The organism is Paenibacillus sp. P3E (assembly GCF_001909045.1).
In the GTDB taxonomy this organism is placed as follows: domain Bacteria; phylum Bacillota; class Bacilli; order Paenibacillales; family Paenibacillaceae; genus Paenibacillus_AQ; species Paenibacillus_AQ helianthi.
Window position 1 is genome coordinate 47,637 of the sequence record NZ_LVWH01000220.1, and the last position, 19,674, is coordinate 67,310.

12 protein-coding genes are annotated in these 19,674 nt (G+C 53.8%); 10 read left to right on the forward strand and 2 right to left on the reverse strand.

The genetic code is table 11. From position 1 onward, the window contains the following. Window positions 1–282: 282 nt before the first annotated feature. The 6 genes from A3842_RS28185 (at window position 283) to A3842_RS28210 (ending at window position 7,744) form a co-directional block, all read left to right on the forward strand. Window positions 283–1,359, forward strand: a complete 1,077-nt coding sequence (locus A3842_RS28185) for a bifunctional 3-deoxy-7-phosphoheptulonate synthase/chorismate mutase (protein WP_074085020.1) — start codon at window positions 283–285, stop codon at window positions 1,357–1,359. A gap of 221 nt (window positions 1,360–1,580) precedes the next feature. Beyond that, window positions 1,581–3,032 (forward strand): SulP family inorganic anion transporter, encoded by a 1,452-nt coding sequence (locus A3842_RS28190; protein WP_074103504.1) that lies wholly within the window; start codon window positions 1,581–1,583, stop codon window positions 3,030–3,032. Window positions 3,033–3,494: 462 nt separating this feature from the next. Then, complete coding sequence (gene deoC, locus A3842_RS28195; RefSeq protein ID WP_074103505.1) at window positions 3,495–4,172, forward strand: deoxyribose-phosphate aldolase; 678 nt, start codon at window positions 3,495–3,497, stop codon at window positions 4,170–4,172. Between the two features lie 129 nt (window positions 4,173–4,301). After that, window positions 4,302–4,808, forward strand: a complete 507-nt coding sequence (locus tag A3842_RS28200; protein ID WP_074103506.1) for a GNAT family N-acetyltransferase — start codon at window positions 4,302–4,304, stop codon at window positions 4,806–4,808. A 247-nt stretch (window positions 4,809–5,055) separates the two neighbouring features. Next, window positions 5,056–6,348: a homocysteine synthase gene (locus A3842_RS28205; protein ID WP_074085016.1), complete on the forward strand. Its 1,293-nt coding sequence runs from the start codon at window positions 5,056–5,058 to the stop codon at window positions 6,346–6,348. A gap of 250 nt (window positions 6,349–6,598) precedes the next feature. Beyond that, window positions 6,599–7,744 carry a hypothetical protein gene (locus A3842_RS28210; protein ID WP_143186391.1) on the forward strand — a complete coding sequence of 382 codons (1,146 nt, stop codon included), beginning with the start codon at window positions 6,599–6,601 and terminating at the stop codon, window positions 7,742–7,744. A gap of 328 nt (window positions 7,745–8,072) precedes the next feature. Here the strand turns inward: A3842_RS28210 and A3842_RS28215 are convergent, their stop codons facing one another. Further along, window positions 8,073–8,873 (reverse strand): polysaccharide deacetylase family protein, encoded by an 801-nt coding sequence (locus tag A3842_RS28215; protein ID WP_074103508.1) that lies wholly within the window; start codon window positions 8,871–8,873, stop codon window positions 8,073–8,075. A gap of 95 nt (window positions 8,874–8,968) precedes the next feature. After that, window positions 8,969–9,835 carry an AraC family transcriptional regulator gene (locus tag A3842_RS28220; RefSeq protein ID WP_074085013.1) on the reverse strand — a complete coding sequence of 289 codons (867 nt, stop codon included), beginning with the start codon at window positions 9,833–9,835 and terminating at the stop codon, window positions 8,969–8,971. A 97-nt stretch (window positions 9,836–9,932) separates the two neighbouring features. Here A3842_RS28220 and A3842_RS28225 point away from each other — a divergent pair, with 97 nt between their 5' ends. From A3842_RS28225 to A3842_RS28240, 4 genes are all read left to right on the forward strand, one after another. Further along, entirely contained in the window at window positions 9,933–10,601 is a 669-nt protein-coding gene (locus A3842_RS28225; RefSeq protein ID WP_074103509.1) for a hypothetical protein, read from the forward strand. A 3-nt stretch (window positions 10,602–10,604) separates the two neighbouring features. Next, window positions 10,605–14,654, forward strand: coding sequence for a glycoside hydrolase family 2 (locus tag A3842_RS28230; RefSeq protein ID WP_074103510.1), 4,050 nt, complete (start codon window positions 10,605–10,607; stop codon window positions 14,652–14,654). Window positions 14,655–14,682: 28 nt separating this feature from the next. After that, window positions 14,683–17,157, forward strand: coding sequence for a GH36-type glycosyl hydrolase domain-containing protein (locus A3842_RS28235; protein WP_074103511.1), 2,475 nt, complete (start codon window positions 14,683–14,685; stop codon window positions 17,155–17,157). A 382-nt stretch (window positions 17,158–17,539) separates the two neighbouring features. Then, window positions 17,540–19,495 (forward strand): heavy metal translocating P-type ATPase, encoded by a 1,956-nt coding sequence (locus A3842_RS28240; RefSeq protein ID WP_074085009.1) that lies wholly within the window; start codon window positions 17,540–17,542, stop codon window positions 19,493–19,495. Window positions 19,496–19,674: the final 179 nt, after the last annotated feature.

Consider the following 19,674-nt stretch of genomic DNA (forward strand, 5'->3'; position numbering starts at 1 on the left):
GAGACTGAGAGCACCCTCAAGAGACGATTTGCGCCGAAGTTCACTTCCGAGTTGGCCCCTGAAGTACACTGCTGCAGCAGGTATGTGTAGGACGGCCCGCGCTCCGCGTTACCGGGTATAAGACAGAGTTGATTCCAGCCGGGCTTGAAGGTGTTTTTTGCCGAAGCTTCAGAATGGATTAATTTCTAAATTAGGGTGGTACCACGGCTCCTCGTCCCTTGCGACGGGGGGCCTTTTTGCGTTCATATTTTAAATTCAACTGACAAGAAGGAGTGGAAGGTAATGAGCAACGTGGAACTTAATGGGCTGAGAGCCCGCCTGGATGAGATCAATGGACAACTGCTGGAGTTAATCTCCGAGCGGGCCCAGGTTGTGCAGGAAATTGGAGCGGTAAAAGAAAAACAGGGTGTGCCAAAGTTCGATCCCGAACGGGAAAAACAGATGCTGGAGAAGCTGGTGGCAAGCAACAAGGGTCCTTTCACAAGCGGAACGATCCGCACCCTCTTCAAGCAGATTTTCTCTGCATCGCTTGATCTGCAAAGTACGGAGCATAAAAAGTCCCTGCTGGTAGCCCGGAAAAACCACGCGGAGGATACCGTTATCGTTCTGCCGGGTAATGTTACGGTCGGCGGATTATCGTCGTTGATGGTGGCAGGTCCATGCTCCGTGGAGAGTGAGCTGCAGACCCGTACCGTTGCTGCCGCTTTGCAGAAGGCTGGTGTAAAGGTTATGCGCGGCGGAGCCTTCAAACCCCGTACCTCCCCTTATGATTTCCAGGGACTTGGAATGGATGGCCTGAGAATTCTGCGGGAAGCAGCTACGGAGTACGGTCTTCTCACCATTAGTGAAATTGTAGACCCCCGCCATATTGAAGAGGCCCTTGATTATGTGGATGTGATTCAGGTTGGCGCGCGGAATATGCATAACTTCGAACTGCTCAAAGCAGTAGGCGAAGTGAACAAGCCGGTGCTGCTGAAGCGCGGACTATCGGCTACGCTGGATGAATTCATCCATGCGGCGGAATATATTATGTCCCGGGGCAATATGGAAATTATGCTGATTGAACGCGGTATCCGCACCTATGAGAAAGCGACCCGCAATACGCTTGATATCTCGGCCGTGCCGATTCTCAAGCAGGAATGCCATTTGCCGGTGCTGGTCGATGTGACCCATTCAACCGGACGCAAGGATATTCTGATCCCTTGTGCCAAGGCTGCTCTCGCCGCTGGAGCCGACGGCATTATGGTAGAAGTTCATCCTGATCCGGCTACTGCGTTGTCCGATGCCGCGCAGCAGCTGAACATTGAGGAGTTCAATACGTTCTTCAATGAAGTAAAAGCTTCCGGGTTGTACCGCTAAAACCGCTGAATCTGTCAAACTCAAATTTGAATATATAGAATTTGGACGGATAGTGCAGTTAAGACGAGGATAACGCAATAAACAACGCTTACAAGAGCAGATTGAACTTTTGTGGAGGTTATGGATGGTCAGGTACAATTAAGTAGCATTGGAGCTGCACCGGACCCGGGACTATACAGAAAGTGCCTCATCCCATAACAGTCACAGGAGGAACAAAAGATTTGAAGCAGCTTAGTTTGAAGAACGTGTGGTTTTTGAACACGAGGAACGATGTTTTGTCCGGGATGACGGTGGCTATTGCCCTGATCCCGGAAGCGATTGCCTTTTCTATACTTGCGGGAGTCAGTCCCATGGTAGGCCTGTACGCTTCGTTCTGCATTGCGGTGGTTACGGCTTTTGCGGGTGGAAGGCCGGGTATGATTTCGGCAGCTACGGGGGGCATGGCCCTTTTGGTCGGTAGCCTGGTGCTGAACCACGGCATAGAGTACTTGTTTGCAGCTACCGTGCTGGCCGGAATCATTCAAATCCTCATGGGGATGCTGAAGCTTGGGAGATTTATTACCTTTTTGCCGCAGCCGGTGATGACCGGTTTTGTGAATGCGCTGGCGATTCTGATTTTTATGGCGCAGTTGACGCATTTCAGCGGACAAGGGTGGGTAATGTATGCTCTGGTGGCACTCACGCTGCTTATTATCTATACGGTTCCCCGTTTCACTAAGGCGGTGCCTTCGGCACTAGTGGCGATTATAGTGGTGTCCGTGCTCAGCATTGTTCTGGATCTGGATGTGAGAACCGTAGGTGATATGGGAGAGATCACGTCGGCTTTGCCAGTATTCCACCTGCCGGTGCTTCCGTTTACCCTGGATACACTGCTGATTATTTTACCTTATTCGCTGTCGCTTGCCGTAGTAGGACTGCTGGAATCATTGATGACCGCGACCCTGATTGACGATATTACTGGCACCGGGAGCGATAAGAACCGTGAAGCAAAGGGTCAGGGTCTGGCGAACATAGTCACCGGCTTCTTTGGGGGCATGGCTGGCTGCGCGATGATCGGCCAATCTATGGTGAATATGAAATCGGGCGGCCGCAGCCGGCTGTCGACCCTTGTGTCCGGAATTTTTCTGCTGTTCCTGATTCTGGTTCTGGGCGATGTGGTGAAGCAGATTCCCATGGGAGCTCTGGTTGGGGTGATGTTCATGGTATCCATCAGTACCTTTGAATGGAAATCACTAACTTCATTGACGAAGGTTCCGTTAAGCGATGCTCTGGTTATGCTCGTCACCGTGGTTACGGTGGTTGTCACCGATAATCTCTCGATTGGTGTATTGTTCGGTGTCCTGCTCAGTGCCCTTACCTTTGCCTGGAAAATCGCCTCCATCCGTATGACTATTCATACAGCGGCGGTCTCTACCCGGTATACGGTGCATGGTCAGCTGTTCTTCGGCACAACAAGCCAATTCATCCATCATTTCATGGTGGACAGCGATCCGGAGCAGATCATTATTGATTTCACCCATTCGCATGTATGGGATCAGTCCGCAGTAGATGCAATGGCCAAGATCATATCCAAGTATCAAGCTATTGGCAAGAAAGTAACCCTTACCGGTTTGAACGAACAAAGCGCGCTGCTGGTAAAACGGATCGGATTGTCACCATCTGGCGGTCATTAGTTGAATGATGTTCATTGAGAGGTTTTCTCCAATGCCAGATACCTGGCTGCGGAGAGGGCTTCTTTTTTTGTCTTTTGCCCGTATCTTCTGTATATCATCTGCATCGCGGCAGGGAACATAGCCATCCAAAGGGGGATACCGGCTCGGCTGTGAAGGGTACGATTAGCAGCTACAACATGAAAATTGCCAGCGGCGAGTCGGATAGACCCGGCAGATCCGGGAGCTGACCGATCTTCAATTGGAGAAAATCAAAGAAGTGAAGTGTACAAGGCTTCAAAGGTTATCCGCGCAAACACGAATGATATGCGGGGCCATCCGCCAGGTGAAAGTGCAGGCAAGGTCTTGTTAACTATAATTAGACTAAAGGGACGCCCGCCCGCACAGCTTTCCAAAGTGCCTTACTATTGGTATGATTACAAGGAATGCGAACGTCTACTACCGATTATCATGGAGGAATTAATAATGAGCGAAAACAAATTATCCGGGATTATTGACCATACGCTGCTGAAGGCGGATGCCCGTAAAGAAGATATCATCAAGCTGGCGGAAGAGGCCAAAACCTATACATTCGCTTCAGTTTGCGTGAATCCGGCGTGGGTTGCTACTGCTTACGAGGTATTGAAGGATACACCTGAAGTGAAGGTCTGCACGGTTATCGGGTTCCCGCTGGGCGCTTCGACACCGGAAACCAAGGCATTTGAGACCACGAATGCGATTTCGAACGGTGCGGGAGAAGTGGACATGGTCATCAACATCGGAGCATTGAAGGATGGCGACAACGAGCTGGTGAAGCGAGATATCGCTGCGGTAGTCGATGCAGCTCGCGGTAAAGCGCTGACCAAAGTGATTATTGAGACCTGCCTGCTTACAGATGAAGAGAAAATCCGCGCCTGCAAGCTCGCTGTAGAAGCCGGAGCCGATTTCGTGAAAACCTCGACCGGATTCTCCACAGGCGGTGCGACTAAGGAAGATATTGCATTGATGCGTGCGACTGTAGGTCCTGATATTGGTGTCAAAGCTTCCGGCGGCGTGCGCAGCGCAGAAGATGGGCTGGTTATGGTTGGGGCAGGCGCAACCCGCATCGGCACCAGCGGCGGAGTGGCTATTGCCAAAGGCGAACAGAGCCAGAGCAACTATTAATTGCAGTTAGTTTCAAAAAAAGCGGCTGCGGCGTCATTGTATCAGGGACGCTGCAGCCTTTTTTTATTGCATGAGAATTAATAGGATTCTCTAGGGAATGAGAAGGCGGAGAAGAGGTCATTGACGAAGATGAATTACCCTGTTATTGAAACAGATAGACTGAGGTTAAGAGTACTTACGCTGGAAGATAATGAGGCTGTATTCCAGCATTTCTCGGATGAAGAAGTAACGCGCTATATGGATATTCCGCCCTGCCGGGATATTGCCGAAGCCGATGAAATGATCCAGTTTCACATCGACGATTCGGGTTGCCGCTGGGGAATATTCGATAAACAGCAGGAGCGAATGGCGGGAACCTGTGGATATCATTGCTGGAGAACTGGACCCCCAGGCACAGCGGAAATTGGCTACGATCTGTCCAGAGCCTTCTGGGGCAAGGGTCTGATGACGGAAGCACTTCATCCGGTGATCCAATTTGGATTTGAACAGATGGGGCTTGAGGTCATCGAAGCTACAGTTGATCCCGGGAATGACAGATCCATACGCCTGCTGATGGCGTTGGGGTTCTCTAGAGAGGCGGAGCTTGTAGATAATCTGGTATATTTCTTTTTGCGGCGAAATCAATTTACCGGATGACTACTTTTGCCGCTTACGCAGCTTCATCAGAAGATGGAATTCCGAAGGAGAGGCTTGAGTTTGGCTTCGATACATTTGAGAACGCTTACCATGGCGGGATGTTGCGAATCACAGTTCTTCTCAACTGAATAAAACACATTGGAATAATGAGATATTTTTCTTCCCAAATAACATAGATTGTGAGAGAATAGGTACAATTCTTAGTTGTTAAGGTTTACCATCATACAGATCAAGGGAGGAAAACCCATTGTCAGAAGATCGCAAGCTGTCATTTGAAACGTTAGCCGTGCATGCAGGCCAGGAGATTGATCCTACTACCTTCGCACGTGCAGTGCCGCTCTACCAGACCACTTCCTACGGATTCCGTGACGCCGAGCATGCCGCCAATTTGTTCGCGCTGAAGGAGTTCGGCAACATCTATACCCGTCTGATGAATCCGACCACCGATGTTTTTGAGCAGCGTATTGCTGCACTGGAAGGCGGGGCGGGTGCGCTTGCGACAGCTTCCGGGTCAGCGGCAATTTCTTTTTCCATCCTTAATATTGCCGGGGCCGGAGATGAGATTGTCTCTTCTGCCAGCCTGTATGGCGGTACTTATAATTTGTTCTCCACTACACTTCCGAAGCTGGGAATCAAGGTGCACTTTGTGGATTCAGATGATCCGGAGAACTTCCGCAGTGCGATAACGGACAAGACAAAGGCCCTGTACGCCGAAACCATCGGCAATCCGCAGGGAAATGTGCTGGATATCGAAGCGGTGGCGGCTATCGCCCATGAGCATGGAATCCCGCTGATTGTGGACAATACGTTCCCAAGTCCGTACTTGCTTCGTCCTATTGAATTTGGTGCAGATATTGTTGTCCATTCTGCTACCAAATTTATTGGCGGACACGGAACCTCCATTGGCGGGGTGATTGTGGACAGCGGCAAGTTTGATTGGAAGGCAAGCGGACGATTCCCCGGCCTGACCGAACCTGATCCAAGCTATCACGGACTGGTCTATGCGGAAGCTGTAGGACCTGTTGCCTATATCATCAAAGCACGCGTACAATTGCTGCGTGATTTGGGTGCAGCGATCTCGCCGTTCAACTCCTGGCTGCTACTGCAGGGCCTAGAAACCCTTCATTTGAGAATGGAGCGTCACAGTGAGAATGCACTGAAGGTAGCCCGCTATCTGGAGCAGCATGAAGCTGTGGACTGGGTCAGCTATGTGGGACTTCCAAGCCATCCATCGTATGAGCTGGCCCGGAAGTATCTGCCCAAGGGGCAGGGGGCTATTCTTACTTTCGGAATTAAGGGCGGAGCGGCTAACGGGGTTAAGCTGATTGAGAGCGTGAAGCTGTTCTCCCACTTGGCCAATGTCGGTGATTCCAAATCGCTCATTATTCATCCGGCGAGCACCACGCATCAGCAGCTTTCGGATGAGGAACAGATTGCCGCGGGGGTTACCCCGGAATTAATCCGGCTCTCCATCGGTACAGAATCCATCGACGATATTCTATATGATCTGGAGCAGGCCATCGCAGCCAGCCAACAATAAGTCAGAGTGTGTACAGGCCACTATCCAAATACGCAATCGTTCATCGATCGGTGAGCGGCGTAATGGGATAGTGGCCTTTTTCATGAAATGTAGCTGCTGCTTATCCGCTTAAATAATGCAGGATATCACTTGCGCTGTATGCCTATTCCTTAAAAAGGGATCGGCGGCAGAGTTACACTTTCCCCCGCATTGTTCCCCTAATAAATTGGTAACGCTTGCATATTTTGCTGCGGGTTCCCGTATTTATAAGATGAAGTATGCAGACGATGCCGGTGGTGGTCTGAAGCCCGAAGGAAGCCGGCAGCAATCCAAAGCTAAAAAGGTGGGTGCGGAAATGAAGGGTGAACGCGAGCAGGAGCATAACCGGAATAAGGAAGAGCGTCCGTTCAAGTATCTTGCCGGAGATCGGGCAATTGGGGTAGAAATGAGCCAATCTGCGTCTGTGGCTTCCGCAGCTGCAGAGTTTATTGCTGAAGGAGAGCGCACAAGCTTAATCGAGCCGATGCACCGTGTTTATTTCAGACGTCCGGGTGAACGTCCGGCTTTTTTGGTGCTGCGGGATGGGCGCGAGGAGCGGACGGTTCTGCGGGATGAACCTGGAGCGTTGCCTGCGGGCCCCTGCTTGATCCGCAGCGGGGAGTGGCTGTTTGCTCCTGAGGTGAACGAACTCTACGCGGGCTGGCTGTTCAGCGAAACCGCCGAGCAGGAGGAACGGATTCTGCAGCGGATCTATTATCGGTTGCGTGCATCAGCAGCAGCACTGCTGGAGTCGGCGGACGGGGCCTGGGCCGCCGTTACGCTGCCCTTCATGCCGGAGCTGGCCGATCAGCCGGCCAGGCAGGCTGCGCTGCAGGATGCGCAGCTTGAGGCGCTTTTCGCTTCGGTCGCGGAGCGCCAGCGCCTGGGCGGCGACTGCCGCGTGGACCTGCTGGCGCCGTATCCCGCCAGCGCAGCCGAATTCGCGGCGCAGCGCGAATTCATCGAGGGCGTGGCCGAACAGACCCTCGGCCACGCTTACGCGGCGGCGTGCCGCATCGGGGCGATGATTCCGCCCGATGTGGAGCGCGCCGCCGCGGGGGAAATCGCGCGCATCGCCGATTTCCTGGTGCTGGACGGCGCGGCAGGTGAAGCCGCGCCGGAAGACGCCGCCGGAGGCTTCGCCAAGGCGGCGGAAGAGATCCTGGCCGCCGTGCAGCGCGTGAAGCCGGCGGCGGTACTGCTCGCCGCCGGTGCCCCGGCGGCGTATGCGCTGGCCGATCTGTACCGGATCGGCTTCGGCGGGATCTTTTGCAGCGCGGGCCAGCGGACAGAAGCGCTGCTGCGGGCAGCCTGCCTGACCTGGATGGCCCGGCAGGATCAGGCTAAGCCAGCCGCCGGAGGATGGCTGAGCAGCTAGTCCAGCTATGTGTTGATAACACACACTTTAACAAGGAAACCCGATCTCTTCTGCGGCTGGTGCAGGAAGAAATCGGGTCTCTTTTTATTTAGGGAATGATGATCTGCTGCTGCGAATAAAAGCTGAATCGGCCAAAGGAGGGGTTCTCTCCGAAACAACGGCAGAAATGCCGTTGTTGAAGCGCCGCAGGTGGATCTGCTCCGTAACAACGGCAGAAATACCGTTGTTGAAGCATCGCAGGTGGATCTGCTTCAGCCCAGGCCATTATCGTTGGAAACACTCCCGTTGAAATTCAGCCTTTGTCTGCAAGCTCCTGCCGCATCCTGCTTTAATCCAGCCGCACCGTAGCGCCTGCGGATATCTGGCGGGGTTGGTCCTCTGCCGTGATCCATACATCCACTGCTGACGGATTATACACGATGGCTTGGGAAGCGGAGAAGCGCAACCCCCGTACAGCAGACAGATAGTCGGCAATCTCGATATTGGTCGCATACCAGATCTCCTGACGACCGCCCATCAGGCCGGCGAACTGTTCTAATTCCTCCCAGTTGTGATTGTCGTTGAATTCATAGCTGTGCCCCCAGACATATAGGAGCTGCATCCGCGAATGTCTGGGCTTCTCCTCCAGGAATCGTTGTCCGAGCGGCAGCATATCACGGTGATGACAGGTGGGGTGCCAAGCCAGCAGATGATCCGGCAAGGTGAAGCCGCCGTGGGATTGCACAGTGCGTGCATACTCGATTCCCAGTGCAGGAAGAATGCTCAGCACCTCATCACTGTAGTCACCGAACGGATAGGACATACCTCTCACGGGATAGCCCGCAAGGGTTTCCAGATGCCCGCGGTCCTTCAGAATTTCTTCAGCAATGCCCGCCCGGGGGGTCATGGAGAGAAAGGGATGAGTGCTGGTATGTGCGGATATTTCATGACCCTTGTAAAGGGATGACACTTCTTCTCCGAGGATATAGCTTTCCTTGCCGAAAAACCCTGAATTCAAATGAAAGGTGCCCTTCAGACCCTGCCGGTTCAGTATCGCCACAAGCTGTCTGTCATAGATTCTGCCGTCATCCCAGCTCGTTGTTAGCGCTTTAGTAACACCGCCCGGAAAAAGATCAAGCTTGACTTTCATAACATTTCAACCTCCTGATTATTCAATGATTTCATTATGAACAATGCCAGAGACGGCGGCTATTAGCAAGATTCTTGTACATAGACGGCCTGCAATCACAGCCCCGCCTTATGCACCCGATATTCCGAAGGCGAGCACTGGAACACTTTTCTGAATTGCCTGGAATAATAGTTGTGATCCCGGAAGCCGCTGTCCATTGCCACCTGAGAGATGGACAGCTCTGGATTGCGCAGCAGCGTGCAGGAGTAGTCCAGCCTTTTGCGGATAACGTAATCCATAGGTGTCGTATGATAATTCCGGGTGAATACACGGAGGAACTGGCGCTTGGACATATAGGCCAGATCGGCCAGACCCTGCAGAGAAACAGGCTGCAAAAAATGCTCCTCAATATAGGTGATCGCCTCCCCGATCCGCAGTGCCTTGTTCTCGGTCCCGCCGCCATTCTGCCGGTAATACCGTGACAGCGTGCCGACGAGCGCCGTGAAATAGGTGCGGATCATCAGCCGGTAGCCGTCAATTTGCCGGTCATGCTCCTCCAGAATCCGGTCCAGCAAAAGATTCACCTCATCAAGCTGAGCAGGCTGCAGAGCGAGCATGCCTTTGAAGAACATTTCCTTGCGGAAAAAGGGCTCCAGATAAAACAGTGCCTGGAATCCCGGGAGAAGCTTAAGCTCTGGCAGCTGGAGCAGCTGGTCGGGATGGAACATGACATTGACGTATTGAATATTCTGCACATTTTTGTAGCCGTGGGAAATATCACTGTGTATAAAAAATACCTGACCCGCAGAAACGGGGTACTCCTTTCCTTCAATGATATGAATTGCGCTTCCCTCCAGAATGACCACCAGTTCCGAGAAATCATGGCAGTGCACATAATAATCATGCGTCAGCGGGCATTTTTGAATACGGAAAGTGAAGCCGGGTTCGAGTCCCAGATCTCGTGCATAGAGTTTTTTTGTCATGTCGTTATTATGCTAAAGATGGTCCTGATCGTCAAGGAAGCGGCCCGCCGGATGCGCTACTCTGAAGAGGAAGATGACATAAGGCTGGAGGGTGACTATGCAGCGCTGTTTATACAGGGCCGAGTGCAGGGAGGGCGGGATTCCAGAGCTCTTTTTTCAATCCCGGCTCCCATTGCTGAATGAACGAATGGAAATGCTGGATATTTCGCGGCTAAGCGTATTCCAGGAAGGGAACGAGCTGTTTCTTTATTACGAATGCGGCGGAGAGCGGCATGAACCGGAGCGGCTGTTTGCAGATGGGGAGGAGCTGCTCAAGGTCTGGCCGGGAGGACAGCAGCCCAGATGGTGGGTGCCCATGATGGACATTTTCCACTACCAGCAGCCGGTTTCCGGGCAGCATTGGAAGCGCACTCAACAGGAGAGTGCTCCCTTTGGACGGGTGGCGCTTTTGAAGCCGGAGCAGGTTTCAAGCTATATCTATTATCACTATCAATATCAGGAGGAGCGCCCGGGAGACGGTGACAAATATGGAATCATCGGACTTCATGAGAACCTGCTGTTCTTTTATGCCGAGCTGCCCAGTACGGTGGAGCCGGCGCCTTATGCGGGAAAGCTCGCAACGAATCTCAGACCGGATCAATGGGGGGAAGTAATGGACCCGCATTTTATGAAATGGATGGATGCCCCGGCTGACCAGGAAATTTGGAAAAAGCTCACTATCGTGCTTAACGTACCGGTCCCAGCCGGCAAAAAGGAGAGTGAATAGAGGATGCACACCTCGTTATGTTTAAACGGTGAATGGGATTTCATGCCGCTCTACGATCAGCCGCTCTGCCGGACACTTCCTGAGAGACTGGTGTATGAAGCCCGCAAGATCCAGGTTCCTTCAAGCTGGCGCCACAGCTATCCGCAGCCATTCGGCAGAAGGTTCGGGGAAATCGCGGAGTATGGGTTCGCCCCGCTGGATGTATACGGCTATCCAAGCGAATGGGATGCAGCGGAGGCCGGTGTGCTGCACCGGTCCTTTCAGATCCCGGAGGACATGCTGGGGCAGCGGGTGGTCCTGCGTTTCGATGGAATGATGCAGAAAGCGGCTGTATATCTGGACCGGGAGCGGATCGCCATCTGGGAGGACGGGTATCTGCCCTTGCGGCTGGATATCAGCACCAGGGTGAAGCCAGGTCAGGAGCAGCACCTGCATGTGGTCTGCGGAAGCTTTGATCAAACGGTGCTTCCCTCCGGGGATAAGAAGATTACGGGCCTTGCCGGCTCCTGGTTCGGCAGGATCTCAAGGGGGATATGGCAGGATGTATTCCTCGAAGGCTATCCGCCTGTAACGCTGGAGGATATCACAATCCGCACCCTTTTCCGCCAAGGCCTCCTGGAGGTGGATGCACTGATAGGAATGGAGCCCGCTACCTCAACGGCGGATTCGCTGCAGGTCATCCTTAAAGTGAAGGAGCATCGAACGGGCACCTTGCCTATGGATGGAAAAGGGGAGCTGCCGGTTCTTGAAGCAGAGGCTGGTGCAACAGCGGTGTCTCAGGAGGCTGTGAAAGGCCGGCAATTATGTGAAAACACAGATCACCGGAAGTGGCGGGAAGCCCGGTTTGTTTTACCCTGGCAGGAAGCCAAGTTGTGGAGCCCGGAAACTCCGGTTCTGTATGCGCTGGAGCTGGAGCTTCGGGCAGGGGAGGAAATCCTCGACCGCCGGACCGAGACGTTCGGCTTCAGGGAATTCTGGTGCGAAGGCCCGCAGTTTATGCTGAACGGAATTCCGGTCAACCTGCGCGGAGACTCCTGGCATTTCCAGGGGGCGGCACAGCAGACAGAGGACTACATCCGCAATTGGTACCGTATGTGCAGACAGGCAGGTGTCAACAGCATCCGGCTGCATGCCGAGCCATATCCTGCGGATTATTTGCGGATTGCCGATGAAGAGGGGATGCTCATCGTTGACGAGAGCGCCATCTATGGCTCTGCCAAAACAATGGACGCCGCCCATCCGGATTTCATAGCCAATTGCAAGGCTCATGTACGGCGGCTAGTGCAGCGGGATAAAAACCATCCTTCCGTCATCCTGTGGAGTGTACAGAACGAGATGCGGTGGGTGGACGGGCGGGATGACTACAAACCATACATTCCGGGTCTGATAGATATTATGAGAGCGCTGGATTCCACCCGTCCGATTATGGTGGAAGGGGATAACCGCCTACTCTCCAAGGAGCTTACAGAAGTGGAGAGCCGCCACTATAACATTGACGGCACGATCTCCCAGTGGGACCGCACAGTCCCGCTTACCTTTGGAGAGCATGGCAGCTGGTGGTACATTTGCCCGCAGAACAGCAGCATGTATACGGGACTTGGCGCATATCGCGATACAGACGCGAGTGCTGCCGGCCTTGCACAGAAGGAGCGGCTGTTCATAGAATACGCGCGGCGACAGGGGGTATCCGGCATCTCCACCTTCAACTTCGCCCATTATTTTATGCGGGCAATGCCTGACCGGAATATTTTCCTGCCGCCTGCCGACCTGACAACGCCAGGCCCTAAGCCTGCGCTTATTCCGGCATACTCGCTTTCACTGAATAACGGGCTGCTGCCGGAGGAATATCCGGCCTACCGGGTCAACCCATCCTTTGCGGTCATGTCGGAGGCCTTCAGGCCGGTAACGATAATTGCTGCCGAGTATAACCGCTGCTTCTTCGACGACTCGAAGGTCCGCCGCAGCTTCGATGTCTATAACGATACGCTGGCGGAACAAGCGGTGACCATTGAATGTACTGTGCAGCAGGACGGGCGGGTGGTGCATACACAGAATTTCGGGTTCCGTCAAGAACCTGCCGAACGCCGGAGTATCCGCCTGGAGTGGATACCGGATGCCGTCGCCCGCGAAGGAGAAGCAGTGCTCACAGCCAGGCTGTTCCACGGTGGAGAGCTGAAGCATGAGCTTAACCTTAGGTACCGGCTGCTGTCCGGCAGCCTTAAGACCAAGCCGGTCGAATTAGGAATTCCCGCTGTTTATATAGGTTCCGAAAAGGACTATCAATCCATCTGCGTTCTGGTCCCCAACCTGATCCGGGTGGAGGCAGAAGCCATAGAGCAGTTGCCGGGCGGCATCCTCTTGATCGTCGGCAGTAAAATGCAGGATGGGGACGGGGAGCTGGACCGTCAGCTGCGAGCTTTTGTAGAGAAAGGCGGCAGGCTGCTGCTGCTGGAACAGCTTCATCTCTCTCTTGGCAAGCTTCCGCTGGTCCGCAGAGAATTCATCCGTGCCCATGCGGGGGATTATGGACATCCCGTGCTCCAAGGTCTTGGAGATGAGGATCTCATGTTCTGGCATGAGCAGCTCCGCGAGGAAGGACCGGTGCCGATTATGAAGGCTGCCTTTGAAAAGCCTGTAACGGGAGACTTTACCCTCCTGCTGGAGTGCAGCAGCGGTGATTTCGGGGACGGCGGAGACCTGTGGTCGCCGCTTCTGGAATACCGCAGCGGAGCAGGAATGTTCCTGGCCAATCAGCTGGAGATTATGGACCATATCCAGCAGATCCCCCAGGCCTGTCTGCTGCTGCGGAGTCTGCTCCAATACGCGGGCCGCGCCGATTACGCGGCTGCGGCACCGGTGCCTGCTGCGGCATGGGTCCGCAGCGGCGGGGCGGCGGAAGCTGTGCTCGGCAAGCTTCGCCTGAAGGGCACAAGGCTGGATAGCGCCGCAGGCTTATCCAGCCTGAATCCCGGCCTCCTCGTGGTGGAGGCCGCGCTGCTGAACGGCCCGGGCGCGGCGGAAGCCGTCCGGCAGGCTGCAAGTGCCGGCAGCAGAGTGCTCGTGCTGCCGGCAGAACCCGGCGGGCAGGAGGCGCTTGCCCGCCTGCTGGACCGCCCCGTGCGCATCGCACCGCACGGGACGTACCACCTGGAGGCGGACTACGCTCACGCCGCCGTTCGCGGAATCAGCCCTGTCGACCTGTTCGGGTTCGACAAGGTGCATCTCTCGCCCCGGGACGTAGTGAACCGGGAGCTGGCGGCGTACAGGCTGGAAGTTCCGGACGCTGAGGTACTGTGTACCAGCGTGGAGGGGACCGCCTGGAAGGATTACTTTGCCGGGCAGCACACCGGAGAATACAGCAGGCTGGCGCTGGTCGAGCTGAACCGCGACAAGGCCTGCGAGCCAGGAGCCTTTCTGATCCGGCTGACCGCAGGGGAGGGGGAGATTATCTGCTCGCAGCTGCTTATGGAGCCCGACAGCGAGAAAAGCCTGCGGCTCTATACCCGCCTGCTCGCTAATCTCGGAGCGTCCTTCGCGGACGAACTGCTGATCCGCGATAAAGGCGATGCGGAATGGGCGGTGGAAGCGGCAATGACGCTGTACTGCCCGCCTTATGTGGATTACCAGGCCATGAAGGAATACTACACCGATCCGGAATTTTCCTTGAACAATCTGGGCGAAGGCCTGTACGGCTGGATGAAGAAAAAAGAACGGCGCGAAGGCGGAGCACTGCTGATTCCTGACACGGCAGGACGTCCGCTGTTCCTGAGCTGCTTTGTACATCTTCCCGAAGCGGGTACAGGAACTTCAGCCATCCGCACCGGCTCCCTGCGGGTGAAATCGGACTGTGCATTTGAGATATATATGAACGGTCAACAGGTTGCCGCACCGGAGAAGGAGATTGAACTGAGAAGCGGAACCAACCGGCTGATTGCTATTGTGCAGGGAGGCGAGGAGGATATTGCTTTTGGCATGGTCTTCTTGAACAGGGACGGAACGTATATGAACGATTTGGAGTTCCGCATGACGATGGATGAGGTTGAGCCCAAGTAAGTATTGCGAACCCGAGAGGAGCAAATCAATGATGAAGCAACCCGGAACCTTAAGTCCAGCCGGCCAGTCAGGCCGCGAAGAGCTCAAGAAGGCTGCCGCGAAAACTGCTGGTGAAGTTAAGCTTGCCCGCATGGAGGAGCTGGACACGTATTTCTCGTTCCGTGACGAAGCGAAGGAAGTGGAGTTCAAGCGTCATGATATGCCGACGCCATGGATGAATTACTTGTCCAACGGCACGTTCCACACCATGCTGTCCCATGCGGGCGGTGGAGTTGCTTTTTATAAGTCGCCCCAGATCTGGCGGATTACCCGCTACCGTTTTTTTCATCTGCCAACCGACCGCTCCGGTCCTTATATTTATCTTCAGGATGCCGGAACGGGCAGTTACTGGTGTCCTACCTATGAGCCAGCCTTCCAGAAGCCGCAGGAATGGAAAAGCAGTCACGGTCTGGGCTATACCCGTTTCGAGGCGAGGGAGGATGAAATTTCAGCACGGACGGTCTATTTTGTCGGACCTTATGAGAACTCATTAATCTGGAATCTGACGCTGACCAACAACAGTCCCACGGTGAAGATACTGAATGTGTATGCTTACGCCGAGTTTGGGATGATGGAATTCATGCGGGAGCTGCAGTGGCAGTGCTACAACAAGCATCAGGTATCCGTGCAATATCACCCCGGGGAAGCACTTGTCTACAAATACGGTGTGGAAAATCAGCCGAAGCCGGACGAGACACCGCTGGTGTATATGATGTCCGATGCGCCGCTGTACAGCTATGACGGTGACCGTGAAGAATTTATCGGCAGCTACCGGAGTGAGTCCAATCCTGTTGCCGTTGAGCAGGGAGGCTGCAAGGGCTCAACACTCCTGGGCGGGGACCCCTGCGGTGCGCTCCAGGTACAGGTAACCCTGCAGCCCGGCGAAACCCGCACCGTGAATTTCTTTCTCGGGACGGCGATGAACGAAGCAGAAGTGGCGCGGGCCATCGCACATTCGCGTGAGGAGGATTTCGTCGCCCGCTCTTATGCGGGACTTAAGGAGAACTGGGACCATTATCTGGGCGGATGGAATTGCGAGCTGCCGGATCAAGATGCGCAGCGGATGATCAACCTATGGAATCCGTATCAGGCACAGCGGAACTTCCTCTTTTCACGCAATATCTCCTTCTATGCCACCGGTACCTTCCGGGGAGTGGGTTTCCGCGACACAGCCCAGGATATATTAGCAGTCGTCCCGCTTGATCCCGAGGCGGCAAAAGAGAAAGTCCGTTTGCTGCTGGGGCAGCAATATCAGGATGGGCATGTGAACCATTATTTCTTCCCGAATGAGGGATGGGACCCGGTGACCAGCATTCATTCCGATGACCATCTGTGGACGGCGCTTGCGGTATGGGATATTCTTGCGGAGACCGGCGATGCAGGGTTTCTGATGGAGAGCCTTCCCTTTTATGATGGCGGTGAAGGCACGCTATATGAGCATTTGAAACGTGCCATCGATTACACTGCCTCTCATAGGGGACCCAACGGCTTTCCGTTAATGCTGCGCTCGGACTGGAACGACCAGCTTTTCCGGGTCTGCCGCCAGGGCAAAGGGGAGAGCATCTGGACTGCGATGCAGCTCGGAACAGTGCTTCTGCGCATGAAGGATCTGGCTGTGGCCTCCGGTCATCCAGAGCATGTGGCAGACTATGAAGCTCTGTACGAGAATCAGAAGCAGCTGGTGAACAGTCTGGGCTGGGATGGACGCTGGTTCCGGCGGGCGGTGATGGATGACGGGCGTTTCCTGGGGACAGACGAGCATGACGAGGCCAAAATCTGGCTCAATGCGCAAACCTGGGCCACCCTTTCCGGCATGGCTGACCCGGATAAAGCTGTGCAGGCCATGGACAGTGTGCGTGATATTCTGGATACAGAGCTGGGCATTAAGAAGCTGCATCCTTCCATCACGACCTTCCCGGATCCTGCGGACCCGCTGACCAATTATAATAAAGGCACGGGGGAGAATGGAGCGGTCTTCTGCCATGCCAACACCTGGGCTATTATTGCCGAATGCTTGCTGGGAAGAGGCGATCAGGCCTACAAATATTACCGCCAGCTGATTCCGAACGTCGCTATGGAGCAGGCCGGGTTATGGCATTACAAAGCAGAGCCGTTCGTCTATGCGTCCAATCTGTTCGGACCTGAGTCTGACAAGTTCGGACTGGCTAACGTCTCCTGGCTGACCGGTACTGCCGCATGGATGTATATCGCCGCAACCCAGTATATTATGGGAATTAAGCCTGTATTGGAAGGACTATCCATTGATCCATGCATTCCTGCGGAGTGGGAAGGCTTCAAGGTGAGCCGGAAATTCCGCGGCTGCCTGTATGAGATTTCCGTGACCAACAGCTCTCACAGCTGCAAGGGTGTGAAGGAAATCCGTGTCGATGGCCAGCGGCTGGAAGGTAACATCGTACCCGCCTATCCGGGAAAAGCAGCAGTAAAAGTAGAAGTTACACTATAGTCTCCATAAATTCATGAAGCATGCAGCCCGAGATCCAAACATGATCGGGCTGCTTTTTTACATTATATTAGTTAACTGTATATAGCTATTCATCCTGTTAAAGATTAATATCCTAAAAGAGGGAATTACGCACCTGGAGTCTAAGAATAAGCATCCCAAATCAGGTCTGGTTCCGGCTTTACTTTTTCGCAGATCGTGATATATTATAACTATAAGTTGCACTAAGGAAATAAAATTGTACAATGGCAACAACGATTATCATTCTCATTTACCATGCTGTCCCGGCTGAGCCGGGGCAGCATGTGTCATTTTAAGGGCCTTAAGAATGGCTCTCATTCTCAGTCAGTATTTCAAAAAAATGAATCAGGAGTGTGATTTACTTATGCAAGCTACATCCAAACAACTGCCTAAATCCATGGCGCGGGGAGAAGGCGCGCAGCAGCCGCGTACTCCGCAGCCGCGCCGTTTTGATCCCAAAGCCATGCTCCACAATTCCGAAATGCAGGCTGCACTTGGCAGCGGGCTCCTCATGCTGATCGCCTGGGCCGTCAGTGGCTGGTCGGAGGTGTTCTCGGTTCTTCTGTATGTGGTTTCTTACACGGTAGGCGGATGGATCAAGGCGAAAGAAGGCGTGGAGACACTTGTCAAGGAACGTGATCTGGACGTGAACCTTCTGATGATTGCTGCCGCACTGGGCGCTGCATCAATCGGGTACTGGAATGAAGGCGCGATGCTGATCTTTATTTTTGCGCTGAGCGGGGCCCTGGAGAGCTATACGATGGAGCGCAGCAAGAAGGATATCTCATCACTGCTGGCTCTGAAGCCGGCCACTGCCGTTCGTATCGAAAAAGGGATCATGAGTGAGGTAGCGATTGATCTGCTCGCTGTAGGAGATCTGCTGCTTGTGCGTCCGGGTGAGCTTATTCCGGCAGACGGTACCGTCTACCGGGGAGAATCGGCGGTCAACCAGGCATCCATCACGGGTGAATCCCTGCCTGTAGAGAAAAGTACGGGCAGCGATGTGTTTGCCGGAACCATCAATGGGGAAGGCCCGCTGTATATAGAGGTGACCAAGTCTGCGGAGAACACTTTGTTTTCGAAAATTATCAAAATGGTGGAAGAAGCCGAAACCGAGGTGCCCGAATCGCAACGCTTTATCAAACGGCTGGAGTCCATCTATGCCCGTGTAGTGGTTGCTGCGACGATCGTACTGATTGCACTGCCGCCATTAGTTCTGGACTGGAGCTGGAGCGCTACCTTCTATAAAGCAATGGTGTTTCTTGTAGTGGCTTCTCCTTGCGCCTTGGTTTCATCCATTATGCCAGCCATGCTGTCGGCAATCTCTAAAAGTGCCCGTAAAGGCATTCTTTTCAAAGGCGGCGTCCATTTGGAGAATATGGCGAAAACCTCGGTAGTTGCTTTTGACAAGACCGGGACTTTGACTGCTGGGCTTCCGCAGGTGACTGATTTTATAGCCGGAGAAGAGTATGACCGCAATGAGCTGCTGAGGGTCAGCGCGTCGATTGAGAAGCTGTCCCGCCATCCGCTGGCAGAGGCAATTGTCCGCAAGGCAGAGGAAGAACACCTTGTGCTGCATGTAATTGAAGAGAGCACATCGGTTACCGGCTGGGGGATTGAAGGACTGATCGCAGGGCAGCTGTGGAGAATCGGCAAGTCCAATTTGCTGGATGAACGTAATGAACTCCAGGACGAGCAGTGGAGATCGCTCCGCAAGCAGCTGGAGAGTGAAGGCAAGACAGTATCGCTGATCCTCGACGGCGAACGGATTGCCGGGATGATTGCGCTGCAGGATACGGTGCGTCTGCAGGCGGTTGCGGCGGTTCGGAAGCTGCAGCAGCTTGGCATTAAAGTGGCTATGCTGACGGGTGACCGCGTGGCAACAGCAGAAGTGATAGCCGGGCAGACCGGTGTGGATCTTGTATTCGCAGGACTGCTGCCTGAGGACAAAGTGACGCACATCAAAGCACTGCGTGAACAATACGGGAATGTAATTATGGTGGGGGACGGGGTGAATGATGCTCCGGCACTCGCTACAGCCACAGTTGGCATGGGGATGGGCATGAACGGAAGCGGCGCAGCACTGGAGATTGCCGATGTGGTATTGATGAATGACAATATTGAGGAAATCGCCTCAACAATTAAGCTGGCCCGCCGTACCCAGCGGATCGTGAAGCAGAATATGATCTTTGCCGTCACGGTCATAGCTACCTTGATGCTGAGCAACTTTTTACAGGGGATTGCCCTTCCGTTTGGAGTCGTTGGCCACGAAGGCAGCACGATCCTTGTCATCCTGAACGGACTGAGACTTTTGCGTTAAAAAAGGTCTGGAATCCTTACTGTTTACCCATTTCTCCTAATAGGTTGCTTAAAATTGAATTGTTCACAAAATAGAGCGATTACATCGTGTCTGGCATATTGACAGATTCCCTTGAGATGAGCATAATTAGTACTACATTATAATAATTTTAATTAAGGAAATATAGAGCGGTGCCTTAG

What these genes read in the sequence shown, in the direction of transcription:
- A3842_RS28185 (WP_074085020.1), top strand. Translation starts at nt 283, where the DNA reads ATGAGCAACGTGGAACTTAATGGGCTGAGAGCCCGCCTGGATGAGATC.
- deoC (WP_074103505.1), top strand. Translation starts at nt 3,495, where the DNA reads ATGAGCGAAAACAAATTATCCGGGATTATTGACCATACGCTGCTGAAG.
- A3842_RS28200 (WP_074103506.1), top strand. Translation starts at nt 4,302, where the DNA reads ATGAATTACCCTGTTATTGAAACAGATAGACTGAGGTTAAGAGTACTT.
- A3842_RS28210 (WP_143186391.1), top strand. Translation starts at nt 6,599, where the DNA reads ATGAAGTATGCAGACGATGCCGGTGGTGGTCTGAAGCCCGAAGGAAGC.
- A3842_RS28215 (WP_074103508.1), bottom strand. Translation starts at nt 8,873, where the DNA reads ATGAAAGTCAAGCTTGATCTTTTTCCGGGCGGTGTTACTAAAGCGCTA.
- A3842_RS28220 (WP_074085013.1), bottom strand. Translation starts at nt 9,835, where the DNA reads ATGACAAAAAAACTCTATGCACGAGATCTGGGACTCGAACCCGGCTTC.
- A3842_RS28225 (WP_074103509.1), top strand. Translation starts at nt 9,933, where the DNA reads ATGCAGCGCTGTTTATACAGGGCCGAGTGCAGGGAGGGCGGGATTCCA.
- A3842_RS28230 (WP_074103510.1), top strand. Translation starts at nt 10,605, where the DNA reads ATGCACACCTCGTTATGTTTAAACGGTGAATGGGATTTCATGCCGCTC.
- A3842_RS28235 (WP_074103511.1), top strand. Translation starts at nt 14,683, where the DNA reads ATGATGAAGCAACCCGGAACCTTAAGTCCAGCCGGCCAGTCAGGCCGC.
- A3842_RS28240 (WP_074085009.1), top strand. Translation starts at nt 17,540, where the DNA reads ATGCAAGCTACATCCAAACAACTGCCTAAATCCATGGCGCGGGGAGAA.